12 protein-coding genes and 2 pseudogenes are annotated in these 17053 nt (G+C 63.9%); 3 read left to right on the top strand and 11 right to left on the bottom strand.

The features are described 5' to 3' along the window. Nucleotides 1–2 precede the first annotated feature (2 nt). Entirely contained in the window at nucleotides 3–992 is a 990-nt protein-coding gene (locus IVB07_RS11355) for a tripartite tricarboxylate transporter substrate binding protein (RefSeq protein WP_018460333.1), read from the bottom strand. A gap of 287 nt (nucleotides 993–1279) precedes the next feature. Here IVB07_RS11355 and IVB07_RS11350 point away from each other — a divergent pair, with 287 nt between their 5' ends. Further along, nucleotides 1280–4120 (top strand): winged helix-turn-helix domain-containing protein, encoded by a 2841-nt coding sequence (locus IVB07_RS11350; protein WP_247295119.1) that lies wholly within the window; start codon nucleotides 1280–1282, stop codon nucleotides 4118–4120. A gap of 23 nt (nucleotides 4121–4143) precedes the next feature. Here the strand turns inward: IVB07_RS11350 and IVB07_RS11345 are convergent, their stop codons facing one another. The 3 genes from IVB07_RS11345 to IVB07_RS11335 form a co-directional block, all read right to left on the bottom strand. Next, nucleotides 4144–5082 (bottom strand): aldo/keto reductase, encoded by a 939-nt coding sequence (locus tag IVB07_RS11345; protein WP_026234005.1) that lies wholly within the window; start codon nucleotides 5080–5082, stop codon nucleotides 4144–4146. Nucleotides 5083–5175: 93 nt separating this feature from the next. Further along, entirely contained in the window at nucleotides 5176–6672 is a 1497-nt protein-coding gene (locus IVB07_RS11340; protein ID WP_085361028.1) for an MDR family MFS transporter, read from the bottom strand. After that, nucleotides 6669–7814, bottom strand: coding sequence for an HlyD family secretion protein (locus IVB07_RS11335; RefSeq protein ID WP_018460337.1), 1146 nt, complete (start codon nucleotides 7812–7814; stop codon nucleotides 6669–6671). Before IVB07_RS11335 ends, IVB07_RS11340 begins: the two co-directional genes overlap by 4 nt. Before the next feature lie 47 nt (nucleotides 7815–7861). Here IVB07_RS11335 and IVB07_RS11330 point away from each other — a divergent pair, with 47 nt between their 5' ends. After that, a complete protein-coding gene (locus IVB07_RS11330) occupies nucleotides 7862–8590 on the top strand; it encodes a TetR/AcrR family transcriptional regulator (RefSeq protein WP_247767641.1) in 729 nt (242 codons plus the stop codon). A gap of 49 nt (nucleotides 8591–8639) precedes the next feature. On the opposite strand, the gene msrA is transcribed toward IVB07_RS11330, so the two are convergent. The 7 genes and pseudogenes from msrA to IVB07_RS11295 form a co-directional block, all read right to left on the bottom strand. Beyond that, complete coding sequence (gene msrA / locus IVB07_RS11325; protein WP_026234007.1) at nucleotides 8640–9155, bottom strand: peptide-methionine (S)-S-oxide reductase MsrA; 516 nt, start codon at nucleotides 9153–9155, stop codon at nucleotides 8640–8642. A 172-nt stretch (nucleotides 9156–9327) separates the two neighbouring features. Beyond that, nucleotides 9328–9750: an OsmC family protein gene (locus tag IVB07_RS11320; RefSeq protein ID WP_018460340.1), complete on the bottom strand. Its 423-nt coding sequence runs from the start codon at nucleotides 9748–9750 to the stop codon at nucleotides 9328–9330. 1 nt (nucleotide 9751) lies between these two features. Then, complete coding sequence (locus IVB07_RS11315; RefSeq protein WP_247375524.1) at nucleotides 9752–9979, bottom strand: hypothetical protein; 228 nt, start codon at nucleotides 9977–9979, stop codon at nucleotides 9752–9754. Continuing rightward, a pseudogene (locus IVB07_RS11310) lies at nucleotides 9957–10804 on the bottom strand (enoyl-CoA hydratase/isomerase family protein). The gene IVB07_RS11315 and the pseudogene IVB07_RS11310 overlap by 23 nt, the downstream one beginning before the upstream one ends. Before the next feature lie 62 nt (nucleotides 10805–10866). Next, nucleotides 10867–12180 (bottom strand): epoxide hydrolase family protein, encoded by a 1314-nt coding sequence (locus IVB07_RS11305; RefSeq protein WP_018460342.1) that lies wholly within the window; start codon nucleotides 12178–12180, stop codon nucleotides 10867–10869. Between the two features lie 264 nt (nucleotides 12181–12444). Beyond that, the gene (locus IVB07_RS11300; protein ID WP_018460343.1) at nucleotides 12445–13170 is read right to left on the bottom strand and encodes a VOC family protein; all 726 of its coding nucleotides are present in this window, start codon (nucleotides 13168–13170) and stop codon (nucleotides 12445–12447) included. A 33-nt stretch (nucleotides 13171–13203) separates the two neighbouring features. Continuing rightward, a pseudogene (locus IVB07_RS11295) lies at nucleotides 13204–13874 on the bottom strand (sensor histidine kinase). Nucleotides 13875–14205: 331 nt separating this feature from the next. On the opposite strand from IVB07_RS11295, the gene IVB07_RS11290 reads away from it, so the two are divergent. Next, a complete protein-coding gene (locus IVB07_RS11290) occupies nucleotides 14206–17049 on the top strand; it encodes a winged helix-turn-helix domain-containing protein (protein ID WP_018460345.1) in 2844 nt (947 codons plus the stop codon). The last annotated feature ends 4 nt before the right edge of the window (nucleotides 17050–17053 follow it).

The raw sequence follows: 17053 nt of genomic DNA, 5'->3' as shown, positions 1-17053 counted from the left end.
CTTCACAAATTGATCAGCCCGATCGATTTGATCAGGGGCGCGAGGCTTGCGGATGTGGCCTCGACGATGCGCTGGAATTTGTCCGGGCTTGAATCGTTGTCCGGCTCCATGCCCTGGGCGCGATAGCTCGCCAGAAGCGCCCTATCGGCCATGGCGAGCCGCGTCGCCTGCGCGATCCGGTCGATGATCGCATCGTCGGTGTCCTTGGGTGCGAACAGACCGAACCATCCCTCATACCGGATGCCGGGCATGCCGGATTCGACGGCGGTCGGGATCTCCGGCGCGCCGCTCAGCCGCGTTTCGGTGGTGACCGCAAGCAGCCTGACTCTTCCCGCTTGGGCCAGCTGCTGCAATTGAACGGACATGACGGCAATGACGAGCGATATCTGGCCGCTGACGAGGTCGTTGGTCGCCTGCGCGATGCCGCGATAGGGCACGTGGACGATGTCCAGCGCGCCGGCCTGCTGCTTGAAGGATTCGCCGACCAGATGGTTTCCGGTGGCGATCCCCGGCGTGCCATAGGACAGCTTTCCTGGATTGGCTTTCGCATAGGTGATCAACTCGCGCAGGTTTGCGGCAGGCACCGAAGGATTGACGGCGAAAACCAGCGCGCTGTTGATCAGCCGGTAGATGGCGCGGAAATCGCCAACGGAATATCCGGGATTTGCCGCCGTCATGGGAATGATGACCTGCGTGCTGCCGTTGCCGAGCAGCAGCGAATAGCCGTCGGGCTCCTCGCGCGCGACCGCCGCGGTCCCGATGGCGCCGCCCGCGCCGCCGATATATTCGACGAAGGTCGGCCCGAGCAGCGACGGCATCCTGTCCACCCAGGGGCGCGCGATCTGGTCACCCGATCCGCCGGCTCCGTAGGGAATCACCAGGCGAATGGGACGAGACGGATAGTCGGCGGCTTGTCCGCTGCGGGGAAGCGCGGCGAGCGCCGCTGCGCCCGACAACGCGTGCACCAATTGTCGCCGCGTGAAAGAGGCCATGCTGGAAATTCCGGAAGTCGGCAGTCAATGTGGTGGCGGGACCGGCTCCCGGACCATGCCATCGCAGCAATCCGGCATCACAGTCAATGCTCCATCCGGCCGTGCCCCGGCGTCATCGCATTGTCATGTCGGCCTAACTCTTTATTTCACAAGCATTATTTCGGCGAGCCATCCGTCCGCGCAGGGCTGTCAGCCCTGCCCACTGCTTTCGACCGGTTTACTGTACGCCTCGTTCTGTTAGATCAGAAAGTAATACCTTTTGACTCCCTTCGAGGGGGCGATGGCGCGTGCCAGATCGTAGCGAAGATTCGGCCATTTCCTTTGGGCCATTTCGACTGTTTCCGAAGTCCCGGCTCCTGGAGAAGGAGGGCTCGCCGCTTCATGTCGGCGGCCGCGCGCTCGACATTCTCATCTTCCTTGCCGGACGCCCCGGAGAAGTGGTCGACAAGAGAGAGCTGGTCAAGCGCATCTGGGCCGGCGTCAATGTCGACGAGGGTAGCCTCCGCTTCCATGTCGCAGCGCTACGCAAGGCGCTCGGCGACACCGGCAAGTCGGCGCGTTACGTCGTCAACGTGCCCGGCCGCGGCTATTGCTTTGTCGCCTCGTTCGCTCAAGCAGCTCCTCCGGCCGCCCCGCTCCCGGCCGAAAGCGCCCCTCCCCGCTCCTTGCCCGCTCAGCTCACCAGGATGGTCGGCCGGGAAGGTGTCATCGAGAAGATCTCGAACGGACTTTCGCTCTATCGCTTCATGACCGTCGTCGGCCCGGGCGGCATCGGCAAGACCTCGGTCGCCGTCACCGTCGGGCATCGCCGCTCCCAGGATTTCGGCGGGCGAGTCTTCTTTGTCGATTTCGGTCCGCTGAGGGATGCCAGTCACATCGCGACCACCATTGCTTCGGCGCTCGGACTGACCATCAGCGCGGAGGATCCGACGCCGGCCCTGCTGACGTTTCTGAAGACCGACCCGGCCCTGCTGATCTTCGACGGTTGCGAACATGTGCTGGATCATTTGGCGCCGCTGGTCGAGCGCATCGTTCGCGAAGCACCGCAGCTTCGTGTTCTCGCAACCAGCCGCGAGTCGTTCCGGAGCGAAGGCGAGCGAATTTTCCGGCTGTTCCCGCTGGACTGTCCGCCCGAGCGCGAAGGGCTTGCTGTCGACGAGGTCCTTGCCTACCCTGCGGCTCAGCTCTTTGTGGAGCGCATTGCGCAGAGCTCGGGCCCGTTCCAGCTCAGCGCGGAAGAGGCCCCCCTCGTCGCGAGCATCTGCCGGCGCCTCGACGGCATCGCGCTGGCAATCGAGCTCGCGGCGGGCCGCGTCAATGCTTACGGCATCGCCGGCACGGCATCCCTGCTCGACAGCCGCTTTTCGCTGCAATGGCGCGGCCGACGCACCGCCGTGCCGCGGCACCAGACACTCGCTGCGGCGCTCGACTGGAGCTACGACCTTCTGCCTGCCGCGGAGAGCGCAACGCTGCGACGCCTGTCGGTCTTCGCCGGGCCTTTCGCGCCGGAGGCGGCTGCGGCGGTCGCGTCGGGTGACGGCCTCAACGCCTCCGAGACCCTCGAAGCAATCGACAGCCTGGTGACCAAGTCTCTGATTTCGCCGTCCGGCTCGCGGACGCTGCGCTATCGGCTGCTCGACACCACGCGCACCTATGCATACGGAAAACTCAACGAGCTCGGCGAAGCCGGGCAGTTCGCGCGGCGTCATGCCGAGCATTTTCGCGATTTATTCCAGCGCGCGGAGGCCGATATTTCGACGCCGCTGCCCGAATGGCTGAGCATGTATGGCGCGGAGCTGGACAATGTGCGCGCGGCGTTGGACTGGGCCTTCGGGCCCGACGGCGAGCCGAAACTCGGGATCGCGCTGACGTCGGCCGCAGTCACGCTGTGGGTGCGTCTTTCGCTGTTCGCGGAATGCCGTGAGCGCAGCAGAACGGCGCTCGCGGCGCTCGGAGACACCGCCGACGACGACCGCATCCGCATGCAGCTGCTGTCGGCGCTCGGATGGTCGCTGATGTATGGCGAGGGCCGCGCGCGCGAGGCGCGGCCGATCCTCGAGACGACCCTCGAGCTGGCTGACAGGCTCGACGACAAGGATTTCCGGCTGCGCGCGCTCTGGGGCTTGTGCATCGACCAGTTCAATAACGGACAGTTCGGCAAGGCCCGTGCGCTCGCCGATCGCTTTGCGAACGCAGCCGCGAACTCGCCCGACAGGACCGATGTCATGCTGGGCGACCGGCTGATGGCCGTCGCGCTGCATTATCTCGGGGATCAGAACGAGGCTCGGCTGCGCATCGACCGGGTCAATGCATCGTTGCATGTGTTGGCGGAGAAGCCGAAAATCTTCCCGCTCGATCTGAGAATATCGACGCAATATTTTCGAGCTCGCATCCTGTGGCTTCAGGGTCTGGCCGATCAGGCTCAGGCCCTCACCGCCAGAAACATCGAGGAAGGCCGCGCCAACGGCCACGCGCTGACATTCTGCAGCGTGCTCGGACAAGCCGCCTGCCCGATCGCCTTCTGGTCCGGCGATTTCGACGCCGCCGAGCGTCACGGCATCGAGCTGCTCGAACACACCGAGCGCCACGCCATCCGGCTGTGGGGCCTGTGGGCACGGGCCTTCAACGCCGCAGTCATGGTCAGGCGCGGCGACGTCACGACCGGCCTGCCGCTGCTGCGCGAGGAGCTCAATCGCGCCGGCGATGCGCGCTTCCTGCCGCGCTTTCTGCCCTTGCTCGGCGAGCTCGCCGCGTGTTCCGGAGAGGCCGACCAGGTCGATCGCGGGCTCGACGTGATCGAGGATGTCCTGACCCGCTGCAACGACCGGCAGGAGCTCTGGTATCTGCCGGAGCTGATCCGCATCAAGGGAGAGTTGATGCTCAGGAACGCCCGGCATTCAGAGGATGCCGAGGCGCGCTTTCGCGAGGCCATGGACATTGCCGTCCAGCAAGGCGCGCTTTTCTGGGAGCTGCGAAGCGCGGTCAGCCTGGCGCGGTACATGATCGGGGCCGGCCAGAGCGCGGAGGCCTTGGCAATTCTGCAACGCGCATGCGGGCCGTTCACCGAGGGCGCCGGCATTGCCGAGATCCGCAGCGCCCACGATCTGATCGAGCAGCTCCGGGCTTGACGAGTCGGCTGACCGGCGCCGATTCATCCGGCCCGCGGAATGAATCCGGGCACGCCGGTCTCGACGACCGTGTTGAACCTGATGTTTGTCGTAATCTGGTCCCTCATCTCTCGCATGGCGTCTTCGGGCAAGGCCGAAATATCGAAGTTTTCCTGGATGCGCCGGGAATTGGTCGAAGTCGTCAGGAAAGCGGTGCCGCGCTGGACCGCCCACGCCAGCGCAATTTGAGCCGGCGTCCTGTGCAAGCGCTCCGCGATGGCAGTGATCACCGGATCGGCTAGCACGTTCGGCTTCATGGCGTGTCCCAGCGCTGCAAACGCCTGCAAGACAATCCCGTGCTCTCGACAGAAGTCGAGCAGGTCCCATTCGGGAAGATACGGATGCGATTCGACTTGCACCATGGCGGGCCTGATCCGCGCGATCGAAACGATCTCGCGCAGCTTGTCCAGGGTGATGTCCGACAGACCGATCGACTTGCAGTGCCCCTCGTCGACGAGGCGCTCCAGCGCCCCCCATGTCTCCGCCAGCGTAACCCCTGAATCATAGATGACCCGACCGTGCTCATCCCTCGGGTCCTGCTCGTCGCCGGGTTGAAAGGCAAAGGGCGTATGGATGATGTAGCAATCGATCTCGTCGAGTTGCAGCCGCCGGCGACTGCCGTCGAAGGCAGGCCTGACCCGTTCCGGCCGATGATTGGTGTTCCATAGCTTCGTCGTAACGAACAGGTCCTTGCGCTGAAGCGTCCCCGCCTTGAATGCCTCCCGCAGCGCATCGCCGACCGCCTCTTCGTTGCGATAGCGCTCCGCGCAATCAAGATGTCGAAATCCGGCCTCCAATGCAGCCTTGGTGGCCCGCCTGGTCACGAGCGGATCCGGAATGAGCGTGCCAAATCCCACCGCGGGAATCGTCCCGGATTGATGAGTTAGAATTCTCGTATAACGAAGCGAATCCGACGTTGTCATGCTGATGCTCCTTTGTTTGCCCTCAGCTCCCTCAAAAGTAAGGGACGAGGTATTCGAAATTGACGATGCGATGTCATTCCACGACTCCAGGCGTTAACCGGTAGGCCGCGGCTTACGGAGAAAAAACACGAGCGGAATCATGACGAGCATGGCGAACATCAGGATCTCGAACTGGTCGATGACCGCGACGGTCGCCGCCTGACGCGTGACCATGCCGTTGAGGGCCGCAAGACCCGGCTTGCCGACCGAGCCCCCGACGTAAGCGGCGACACGATAGGGCGTGAGGTTCTTTGCGAGTGCGACATGCACAGCCTGCGTGTTGGCGTAGAAGAAGAGCTGGACGACCGCGATGCCAATGGTGCTGCCATAGAGGCGCGACAGGTTGATCAGCGCGCTGCCTTCCGGGCGGAGCTTCGGATCGAGCGTGCCGAACGCGGCCCTGGCGAGCGCGGGCAGCAACATGCCGAGACCCGCTCCCTGGAGCAGGCCGGCCTCGACGACCGGCCGCCAATCCATCGCCGGTGAATAGCCAAGCATCAGCCAGTTGGCATAGACCACCAGCGTCATTCCACCCACGAGGAACGGCCGGTAGTCGATCTGCGCCGGGACCAGGCTCGTCAGCACCAGCGCCCCCACCAGCGCGACGCCGCGAGGAACGGTCATGTATCCGGTGGTGTCGACGGGGTAGTTGAGCAATTCCTCCAGCATCGGGGACGTCAAGGCCAGGGTCGGCAGCAGCACGAAGCCAAGCGCGAAGGAGATGACCGTCGAGAGCACGAGATTGCGGTCCCTGAACAGCGCCGTGCGGAGAAAGTGCTCCTTTGTCGTCATGACGTGCACGATGAAGAGATAGAAGCCGAGCACGGAGGCGCCCGCCTCGATCCAGATTTCCGTCGAGGCGAACCATTCGAGGCGCTCCCCGCGGTCGAGCAACATCTGCAACCCGATCATGCCGACGGAGAACGTCGTCAGACCGAAGAAGTCGAAGGACCGGCTCCGCTCCGCCCGCTTCTCGCGGAGCAGCTGAGCCATCGTCAGGAAAATGAAGCCCGTCATCGGCAGGCTGAAATAGAAGATCGAGGGCCAGCCGTAATATTCGCTGAGCCAGCCGCCAATGGCCGGGCCACTGCTGATGCCGAGTAGGGAGCAGACGGTCCACGCCAGGCTCATGCGCGCATGTCGCACCGGCGATGTCGCCTCGAGCAGGATCGCCAGCGAGAGCGGTGCCAGCGGTCCGCTCGCCGCGCCCTGGAGGATTCGCGCCAGCACGAACTGAATCGACGTCGTCGCCAGCGCGTCGAGCGCGAGACCCAACACGAAGATCGTGACGGCGGCCTGATAGACCACCTTCCGACCGTAGCGTCCCGCCAGCCATTGCGTGATCGACATGGTCACGGCGCTCGCCGCGATATACGAGGAAAACACCCAACCGACCTCGTCATTGGCCATCGAGAGCGTCGCCTGAATATGGGGTAGCGCCGCGTTCGGTATCGAGATGTTGACGGCCTGCATGTAGGTCGCCATGAGGGCGGCCGCGGCGATCGCGTGATGACCGCCGGGCGCCGTGGACGATGGGAGGGGCGTACTCATTTGCCCTCCATCGCAAGCGCCGGTTGGAGCAGATGCGCCCAGCTGCGGCGATGGCCTGTATCGACCCGCGCCGTCACGCTGATGCCTGAGAACAGCGGCCGGTTTGGATCGAGATCGTCGAGTTCCAAGCGCACCGGCAATCGCTGGACGACCTTGACCCAGTTTCCCGTCGCATTCTCGGGCGGCAGGAGCGAGAAGTCCGAGCCGGTCCCCGGACTCATGCTGACGATGTGTGCCTTGAACTTGCGATCGGGATAGGCATCGACGTCGATCGTCGCCTCCTGGCCAGGGCGCATATGAGTGAGACCGGTCTCGCGAAAATTCGCCTCGACCCAGACGTGCCGGCTCGACAGCAACGAGAACGTCGGTGCCCCGGCATTGACGAAGCCACCAATCTGGAGATCGTCGACCTTGGTCACGATGCCGTCGTCCGGCGCCGTCACGGTGGCGTAGGAGAGATCCAGCCGCGCACGGTCGAATTGTGCCTTGGCTGCGCGGACTGCCGGATGGCGATCGACATCACCCTCAAGCTCGCCGTTGAGTGCGACGATCGTGGTGGCGATCTGCTGCTCGACCGACGCCACGCGCTGGCGAGCGACCTTGAGATCCGTCTCGGCCCGTTCATAGACCGCGCGTGGCGTGAAGTCGGAGGCAACCAGCATCCTCTTGCGGTCGAATTCGTGCTCGTCGAACGTAGCCGTCTCTTTGGCCGACTGCAGCTCCGCCTGCTGCTGACGGTGGGTCGCCTTGAGGGATTCGATCTGGAGCCGCGCACTGCCGAGGCGCGCCTCGGCCTGGTCGACGGCAATTTGATAAGGCTCCGGGTCGATGCGAAACAGCACCTGCCCCCGCCGGACGCGCTCGTTGTCACGCACGGCTATCTCGACCGCCTGGCCGGAAACGCGCGCGTTGATGGTCACCTTGGCGGCACGCACAAAGGCGTCGTCGGTCGAGACATATTGCTCCTGCGCCAGATAGATGAATGCGCCGACCACGGCCGCCGCCATCGGCAGCGCAAGCATCAGCGGCCGTCGCAGCGGCTTGCCGAGCCCTGCCCCAAACCATTGGGCGGCTGCGTCGCTCGGGCGGAAGCTGTTGCGAACGCCGAGCCCGCCGGCGATTGGCGCGAAATCGAAACGCATCGGAAGATCCTCGGGTTCAATCTATTTAATAACGTTCGTTACAAATATTGTACCCCGACGCGGCGATCAAGTCCGCGACCTTGATTTTTATAACGATCCATACAAATATGCGTGTGGAACATGCCAACCGGGGTTCTGACGATATGGCACGGAAAAAGAGCGAAACGAGCCCGGCGCGCCGGGGACGCCCACCGGCCTACGACGCAGAGACGGCCTTGAAGCGGGCAACGGAAACGTTCTGGAGGACCGGTTATTCCGGTACCTCCCTGGACAAGGTCGCTGCCGCGACCGGGATGAGTCCGCCGAGCCTCTACGCGGTGTTCGGCAACAAGCATGCGCTCTATCTCGAGGCCCTCGCGCGGTATTGGGAGATCAGCCTTGCCGCGACGCGTGAGGCTCTCGCCGGGGACCATCCCTTGGACGAAGCGCTGATCCTGGCCTATGACGCGGCGCTGTCGATCTACTTTTCCGGCAAGGGAGCCGCACGCGGCTGCTTCGTGGTGGGGACGGCGGTGACCGAAGTCGCAGAAGATGCCGCGATCCGGAGCAGCGTTGCGGCGGGACTGCGCATGATAGATGCCGATTTCGAAGCCCGCTTCCGGCTCGCGCAGGACAAGGGCGAACTGAAGCGCGACGCCGATCCGGCGGCGCTTGCCATTCTCGCTTCAGCCACGATGCACACCATCGCCATTCGCGCCCGTGCCGGCGCCCGCCGCTCCGAGCTGAGGGAGATGGCCCGAAAAGCGGTCGATGTGATCTCCGGATGCCGGCGATGATCTCGCGGATTTCAGCCATGGCTCTCCCCGGCAATAGCGACGACCAGCTTTAGCCTGCCGCGGCAGCCCCGCGCCGCGGCAACTTCCAGTCGGGGCGGATGAAGTGGCAGGTGTACCCGTCCGGATAGCGTTCGAGATAATCCTGATGCTCCGGCTCGGCTTCCCAGAACTCGCCCGCGGGCGCGACCTCGGTCACGACCTTGCCAGGCCAGAGACCGGACGCCTCAACGTCTGCAATCGTGTCCTTGGCGATCCGCTTCTGCTCGTCGCTGGTATAGAAGATTGCCGAGCGATAGCTCGTGCCCAAATCATTGCCCTGGCGGTTGAGCGTGGTCGGATCGTGGATCTGGAAGAAGAACTCCAGCATGGTCCGAAAGCTGGTCTTGGCGGGATCGAAGGTGATCTCGATCGCTTCGGCATGACCTTCATGGTTGCGGTAGGTGGCATTCTTCACCGCGCCGCCGGTATAGCCGACGCGGGTGGAGACCACGCCCGGTTGCTTGCGGATCAGATCCTGCATGCCCCAGAAGCAGCCTCCGGCCAAAATTGCGCGTTCCGTTGTCATATCTCCACTCCCAATTGATCGGTCTGTCCGTTCTGAACCCGTCGCATCCTATGCTTTCGGCGGCCCAGTCGAAAGCCAGGCATTTGCCCATCCGGTTCCTCTCGTGGAGGCCAAAGCTTCGACGACCTCAGCTTCCCCAAGCAGAACCAGATGGACATAAATTGAGCGCGCCTTACGTCAGCTTCGCGTCGAGCGTGATTGCGGCGTTGAGCACCTTCGACACCGGACAGTTCTTCTCGGCCTCGCCCGCGATCTTGGCGAAACCAGCGTCGTCGAGGTTCGGCACCTTGGCACGTAGCGTCAGCGCCGATTTGCTGATCTTGAAGCCTTTGCCTTCCGGCTCGAGGCTGACCGCAGCTTCAGTCGTGAGCTCGTCCGGCGTGAAGCCGGCGAGTTGCAGGCCGAAGGCCAGCGCCATAGTGAAGCAGCCGGCATGGGCCGCAGCGATCAATTCCTCGGGATTGGTGCCCTTCTCGTTCTCAAAGCGGGTCTTGAACGAATAAGGCGTCGCGGCGAGCACGCCGGATTCGCTCGATAACTGACCAGTGCCATCGCGACCGGTGCCTTTCCAGACTGCTGTTGCCTTGCGGATCATCTCAATTCTCCTGGTTGATTTTTTTAGCACCGGCACTCGGTACGGTACGAAAGCGACATTGGCACGACTGCCTGTCGCCGTTCCAACCGGCCGAGCGCCGCAGCAGTTCCGCCAAATCCCGTTCCGATAAAATCGGAACGGAACTTGATTCTTGCTTTGACGCGTTTTCTTCACGCGAACCGGTATCCACTTCGCTTGAAAACGCTTTAGCTACCGATCTGTCCGACATGGAAGCCGAGCCGGTTCTCGACATCACCGGCGCGGTGGAAGCCGCGCGACATCAGCGCCTTGATGCGGCTCTGGCTTGCCGGGCGGCTGAGCGAGGCCAGGAACGCGTCCCATTCCGGCTTGATCTCGATATCCGGTGGCAGGCTCCAACGTCGACGAGGCGCTTGGTCTCGGCAATCGCCTCCTTGTCGAAGGACGCGATGCGCATGGCCAGCGCCTCGACGAAGCCATCGAGCTCGGCATCCGGCAACGAGCGGTTCACATAGCCGTAACGTTCGGCGAGATCGCCGTGGATATCGTCGGCGCCAAGCAGAACCTCGAGCGCGCGGCCGCGGCCCATCAGGCGCGGCAACCGCGCCATCGGGCCGCCGCCGGGCACCAGGCCCGCACCGACCTCCCATTGCGACAGGACCGCCTTTTCGCGGCTGGCAAAGCGCATATCACTTGCCAGCGCCAGTTCGCTGCCGACGCCGGTCGCACGGCCCCTAATCGAGGCAATCGAAACCACCGGCGCGCGGCTGAGACGCACCAGCATGTCGGGCAGTGCCTGCAGGCCCGTCGGCCCCGGCGGGATACGAAGCGAATCCTCCAGCGGCGCGAGGAAGTCGTAATGCGTGATGAAGAAGCCTTCGACGGCGCTGTCGAACACCACGACCTTCACCTCAGGATCGGTCTCGATCGCCTTGACGACGTCATCAAGAAGCGGAAGCTGCTTGGGGCCGAAGATATTGACTGGGGGCATGTCGAAGGTGACACGCCAATACGACGGCAGCCGACGTTCCAGGCGGATTTGGTCGGTCGTGAAGGTGCGTTCGGGGCGGTTCATGATTGGATTCCTGGTCTGTGGGGAAAGAAGGGAACGCGCGGAAGTGCGCGTCCCCGCAGGTCTCAGATCGACTGACGCAGCGGTCGGAAGGCGGTGCGCATTTCCGCGCAGAACAACGCGGGCTGCTCCCAGGCGGCGAAATGGCCGCCCTTGTCGAGACGGTTGTAGTGCATCAGCCTCGGATAGGCCTTCTCGGTCCAGCTGCGCGGCGCAGCGTAGATCTCGTCCGGGAAGACGCTGACGGCGACCGGGATCTTGATGTGCTTGGGCTCGAAGAACACCAGCTTGTTCTCCCAGTACAGCCGCGCCGACGACACCGCGGTGTTGGTGAGCCAGTAGAGCGCGATGTTGTCGACCACGTCGTCGCGCGACAGCCCTTCCGTCTTGCCGTCGAACACCCGGGCGATCATTGCGGCGCTGCGCGCATCATGGTCGAGCATCCAGGACGCGAGGCCCGCCGGCGAATCCACCAGGCCATAGAGTGTCTGCGGCCGGTTGGACATCTCGATCGCGTAGCCGAGACCGTGCTTGTAGAAGTCATCGAGCTGATCGTAAGCGTAGCGCTCGTCGGCCGAGAGGTTCGACGGCCGCGATCCGCCGGGCTGAAGCGCCTTGGCGATGTCGTCAGGAACGGTCGCGGGCATGTTGGTGTGGATGCCGAGCAGTTCCGGCGGCGCGATCACTGCCATCTGCTCCGTCACGGCATTGCCCCAATCGCCGCCTTGCGCGACATAGCGGTTGTAGCCGAGCCGCTTCATCAGCACGATCCAGGCACGCGCGACGCGCTGGGGATCCCAGCCCAGCTCCGCCGGCTTGCCGGAGAAACCGTGGCCTGGGAGCGAAGGGATCACGAGATCAAAAGCGTCCGCCGCCGTCGCGCCGTGTGCGGCGGGATCGGTGAGCGGGCCGACGATCTTCATCTGCTCGATGATCGAACCGGGCCAGCCATGCGTGACGATCATCGGCAAGGCATTCTCGTGCCTGGAGCGGACGTGAATGAAATGGATGTCGACGCCGTCGATCTCGGTGACGAATTGCGGCAAGGCATTCAGCCGCGCCTCCATCTTGCGCCAGTCGTAGTCGTTCTGCCAGTAGCTCACGAGCTGCTGCACCGTCGTCAGTTGCACGCCCTGCGATTGATCGGCAACGATCTCACGATCAGGCCAGCGCGTCGCGGCGAGACGGCGACGGAGATCGAGCAGATCCTGCTCGGGCACGCTGACGTGGAACGGGCGGACCGCCCCGCTCACGCCGGCCTTCGCAGAATGCAGCGGCAGCAGGCTCGACACGCTTGCCGCGACCGCGGTCATCGCGGCTTGACTCAACAGTTGACGGCGGTCTGGATTGAGAATGTCGGTACGTGCTTGCGTGGTCATGTTCGATCTCCCTGGCTTTGGTCGGTGACGCTGACCGAATTTGACATAAACGCCTCGGTTCGCCATGCCGAGAGATTGGCGCAGGCCCTGGCAATTTGCTCGTTATGGGTTGTTAGAGCGCGTTAGCCGTTGCGAGCCGCGCGACACCGAGGAGAGCGATCGTCGACTCGCGACGCGCGCCGCCAAAACAACACGGCGCGCGATGAGCTCAGTCATCGCGCGCCGTGTCGGCTTGCATCAGTCGAAGAATCCGTGCTGCCCAGCTCAGGATGGCAGCGGCTGGCCCGCCTGTTCGCGGACGATGTAATCGGCGTACCAATCGGCCCAGTTCTCGTCGTGCCCGCCGGTCCGCTTTTCGTGCTCGCCATGGGCCGCCGCCGCGCGGCGCAGTGCTGCGGCCAGCGCAGCCTGCGAAGCGAATGTCGTGCCGTCGCCCGCGATCCGTCCCGGCAATCGCGTCGTGACCTCCTGGAACAACCAGCCATTGCCGTCGGGATCGCTGAACGACGCATATGAGCCGTAGCTGCCGCGCTTCGGGTCAGCACCGCTCACCCGAACGCTGCCGGAGAGATAAGGCTCGTCGGTCCCCGCGTGAACATCGCCGGCACCGTGGAATGGAGCGCTGACCTCGACGCCGCGGTCCAGCAGATCCTTTCGCGCCGCCTCCAGATCGGAGACGATCAGGTAGAGGCCTCGCACCGAGCCCGGCGCTGCCGCCGTCACGTTCCTGCCAAAAATCACCGAGCAGGCCGAACCTGGCGGCGTGAACTGGATCACGCGCCAATCATCGCCAGAGGCAAAATCGGCGTCCAGTCGCCAACCGAGACGCGCGTAGAAGGCCTTGGCGCGATCAACATCGGACACGGGGATCACGATCACCTCGAGCCTCTGATCAACGCTACGCGATACCGAAGGCTCGTTGGCAGACTTGTTGGAAGGCTTGTTGGAAGGCTTGGCCGCGGCGTCGCGGTCGATTTCGGTAGTGGCCATGTCGAACTCCCTGGGTTGGATTTAAGACGAGCTTCAAGCAGCTGCGATCGGCATCACGATGGTTACGCGTGTGCCGTCCTCTCCCGCCTCGCCCTGCAGCCGGGCGTGAATGCTGCGTGCGAGTCCTTCGAGAATCCGGCTGCCGGTGCCCTGAAGCGGCCCGTCGCGCCGATCCCGTTGTCTATTACCGTGCAGAACCAGGCGCCGTCGCGATTGGCCGTCTCGATGCGGATCAGTGCGTCATTCCTGTTCGGGAAGGCATGCTTGGCCGCATTCGTTACCAGCTCCGTCAGCATCAGCGCGAGCCGATGGCATTGCGACGCCGGCAGCGTGCCGCTTTCAATTGCAGCCTCGCAGCGGATGCCCGCCGGCTCCAGCACGGCCTCGGAAATCGCTCCGCACAGATTTTCGAAGAAGGCCGCCACCGGGATCGCCGTATGGTCGTCATTGTCGGACAAGAGTTGATAGAGCCTGCCGAAGGCGACAATGCGCCGCTCGAGCCGGTCCGCTGCAAGCGACACATCCCTGGTACCCGTTCTGGTGAAATCGCGGCGGACTGACGCACCGAGTATCGTCAGCGTATTCTTCATCCGATGGTGGGATTCCCGCAGCACGAGCTCCCAGTCACGCGACTGATCGTCTAAACTGGCCACAAATTGAGATCGAACGACGTCGTCATTCGGCCGAGCATTGATACCGGACATCGTAGCCTCCCCGTTGGAATTAGCGTCAAACTCGGAACAGATACTGGATGCAGTTCGCGCGCATTGCTCGTTAGACGTTGCAAGATTCTGTTATGATGGGGTACGACGACGGGCACTCCGAACGTGAGCTGGTCGGTCAAGCACACTGCCGGGTTGTCCCGATCGCTTCGAAAGAGGCTCGCGTTGAGTACAATTTGCGACGGATCGTCGCGCGCGACCGGCCAATTGCCGGCACCCTCCACGCGATTTCGCCACTTTCGGCCAGTTTACTCAGGGTTCCCTTCTGCTAGATCAAAGTGCAGAGTTCAGCTCTCACTGGAATGATTGGCCCGTGCCGGACACTAACGACCAGGATTCGGCCATTGCTTTCGGGCCATTCCGGCTGTTCGCAAAGACGCGGCTGCTCGAGAAGGACGGCGCCCCGGTTCACCTCGGTGGCCGTGCGCTCGACATTCTCGTTTTTCTCGCCGAGCGCGCGGGCGAGGTCGTGGACAAGCGTGAGTTGATGCGGCGGGTCTGGGCCGACGTGAATGTGGACGAAGGCAGCCTGCGCTTTCACATCACGACGCTGCGCAAGGCCTTGGGCGATCCGGGCGAAGGCTCCCGCTACGTCGTCAACGTCCCCGGACGGGGTTATTGCTTCACGGCCGCGCTGCTCCGGGCCGCCCCATCGGAGAACCGGACCAGCCTGCCCGTTGCTGCGCCGCGCTCGCTGCCCTCGCCGCTCGCGAAGATGATCGGGCGAGACGATGCGGTCGAGAAGATTTCCGCCGAGCTTGCCTTGCATCGCTTCGTCACGATCGTGGGCCCCGGCGGGATCGGCAAGACCTCGGTCGCACTGGCGGTCGCGCATCGCGAGTTCCAGGCCTTCGACGGCCAAGTGTGTTTTGTCGATTTCGGCGCACTGAGGGAGACCCGGCTCGTTACGGGAACGATTGCGGCCGCGCTGGGCCTGACAGTCAATTCCGACGACCCGATGCCGGGGTTGCTGGCATTCCTGCGCAGCCGGCGGATGTTGCTGGTGTTCGACAGTTGCGAGCACATCCTCGACGATCTCGCCCCCCTGGCCGAGCGCATCGTCCGGGAAGCGGGCGAGCTGCATATTCTCGCCACCAGCCGCGAATCTTTCCGCGCCGAAGGTGAGCGTGTCCATCGGCTGTTTCCATTGGATTGCCCGCCACAGCGCGACGGGCTCGGCATCGCCGACATCCTTGCCTATCCTGCAACTCAGCTCTTCGTGGAACGCATCGCAGAGAGTCTGAGCGAATTCGAGCTCAGCGAAGAGGATGCGCCGCTCGTCGCCGATATCTGCCGTCGGCTGGACGGCATCGCGCTCGCCATCGAGCTCGCGGCCGGGCGCGTGAATGCCTATGGCATCGCTGGGACGGCCTCTCTGCTCGACAGCCGTTTCTCGCTGCTGTGGCGCGGGCGGCGCACCGCTGTGCCGCGGCACCACACCCTGAGTGCGGCACTCGCCTGGAGCTATGATTTGCTGCCGGCAACCGAAAGCGCAACGCTGCGCGGATTGTCGGCATTCGTCGGGCCATTCACCCTGGAAGCCGCGCTTGCGGTCGCATCCTGTCAGGGCATTGGCGAAGCAGAAGCCGCCGAGGCGATCTCCAATCTGCTTTCCAAATCGCTGATCGCGACCTCGCCTGCGGAGCGGCGGCTGCGCTATCGCCTGCTCGACACCACACGTGCCTTCGTCGCGGAGAAGCTCGTCGAGAACGGCGAAGCGGACCGCGTCGCACGTGCCCATGCCGAATATTTCCGCGACTTCCTGCGCGACATCGCCGTCAAATCCACGGGCATGCAGAGCGCCGGCGGCTTCCTTCCTTATGCCGACCACCTGCCCAACGTCAGGGCCGCGCTGACCTGGAGCTTTTCGGACGGCGGGGACCGAACGATCGGCGTGGATCTGGCGGCGTCAGCGGCGCAATTCTTCCTTGAGCTGACATTGCTGACGGAATGCTACCGCTGGACCCAGCAGGCGCTGGCGTCCCTCGACGCGAGCGCGGTGGATGGCCGCAATGAAATGATCTTGCAGGCCGCGCTCGGCGTCTCCGCGATGTTCACGCAGGGCAATACCGAAGCGGTCCGCTCGGCATTCACGCGCAGTCTCCAGCTTGCCCAGGAGCTCCAGGATTTGCACTGGCAGCTCTGGCTGCTCCGCGGATTGCACATCTATCTCACCAGGGTCGGAGATTTTCACGGAGCACTCGGAACCGGGGAACAGGGCGAGAGCGTCGCGCGGAAGCTGAACGATCCCGCCAGCACGCTGAACGTCGAATGGATGCTGGGCGTCGCCCATCATTTGATCGGCAACCAGGACAAGGCGGTGCAGCTCTGCGAGAGCGCGATGTTGCATAATCCCGGCTCGCAGCGGCTGAATATCGGCCATCTCGGCTATGACGACCGCATCGTCGCACTGGTGGCGCTGGCACGCGGGCTTTGGCTCACCGGCCGGCCCGATCGTGCGATCGAGGCGTCGAGATACACCGTTCGCGAAGCCGAACTGCTCGAACAGCCGCTCACTCTCGGTATTTCCTTGATCTGGACCATCTACGTGTTCCTCTGGGTCGGCGACTTGGCCAATGCGGAAATCCTGATCGAGCGGCTGATCGATCATTCCGCGCGCCACTTCCTCGGGCCCTATCACGCGGTCGGCATCGGCCAGAAGGGTGAGCTGCTGCTTCGCCGCGGCGACGTCGCCGCCGGCATCGAGCACCTCCGCCGCAGCCAGGCCACGCTGTACGCGACGCGACACCGGATCATGACCACGGTGTTTGCGACCGCGCTCGCGGAGGGACTTGTGGCGCAGAACCAGGCCGACGAAGCCTTGCAGACCATCAACGATGCCATCGCAGAGATCCCCGATCATGGCGAATCCTTCGACATGCCGGAGATGCTCAGGGTCAAGGGCGACATCCTCGCCCGGTCGGGCAATGCCGCGGAAGCCGAAAGCTGCTTCCTGGACTCGCTCGATCTGTCACGCCGCCAAAGCGCGCTCGGCTGGGAGCTGCGGGGGGCAATTAGTCTCGGCCGGGTTTGGCGCGGGGCCGGAAAAGCCGCCGACGCACGCGCCCTGCTCGCCCCCCTCGTCGCGCGGTACCAGGAGGGCCTCCAGACCCGTGATCTCGTCGCCGCCAGGGAGCTCCTTGCGGCGCTGAATTGAGAGT

Origin of the sequence: Bradyrhizobium sp. 172 (genome assembly GCF_023101065.1) — a bacterium.
Taxonomy (GTDB): Bacteria; Pseudomonadota; Alphaproteobacteria; order Rhizobiales; family Xanthobacteraceae; genus Bradyrhizobium; species Bradyrhizobium canariense_D.
Note: the sequence above shows the minus strand (reverse complement) of the source record. Positions and strands in the feature narration are given on the sequence as shown.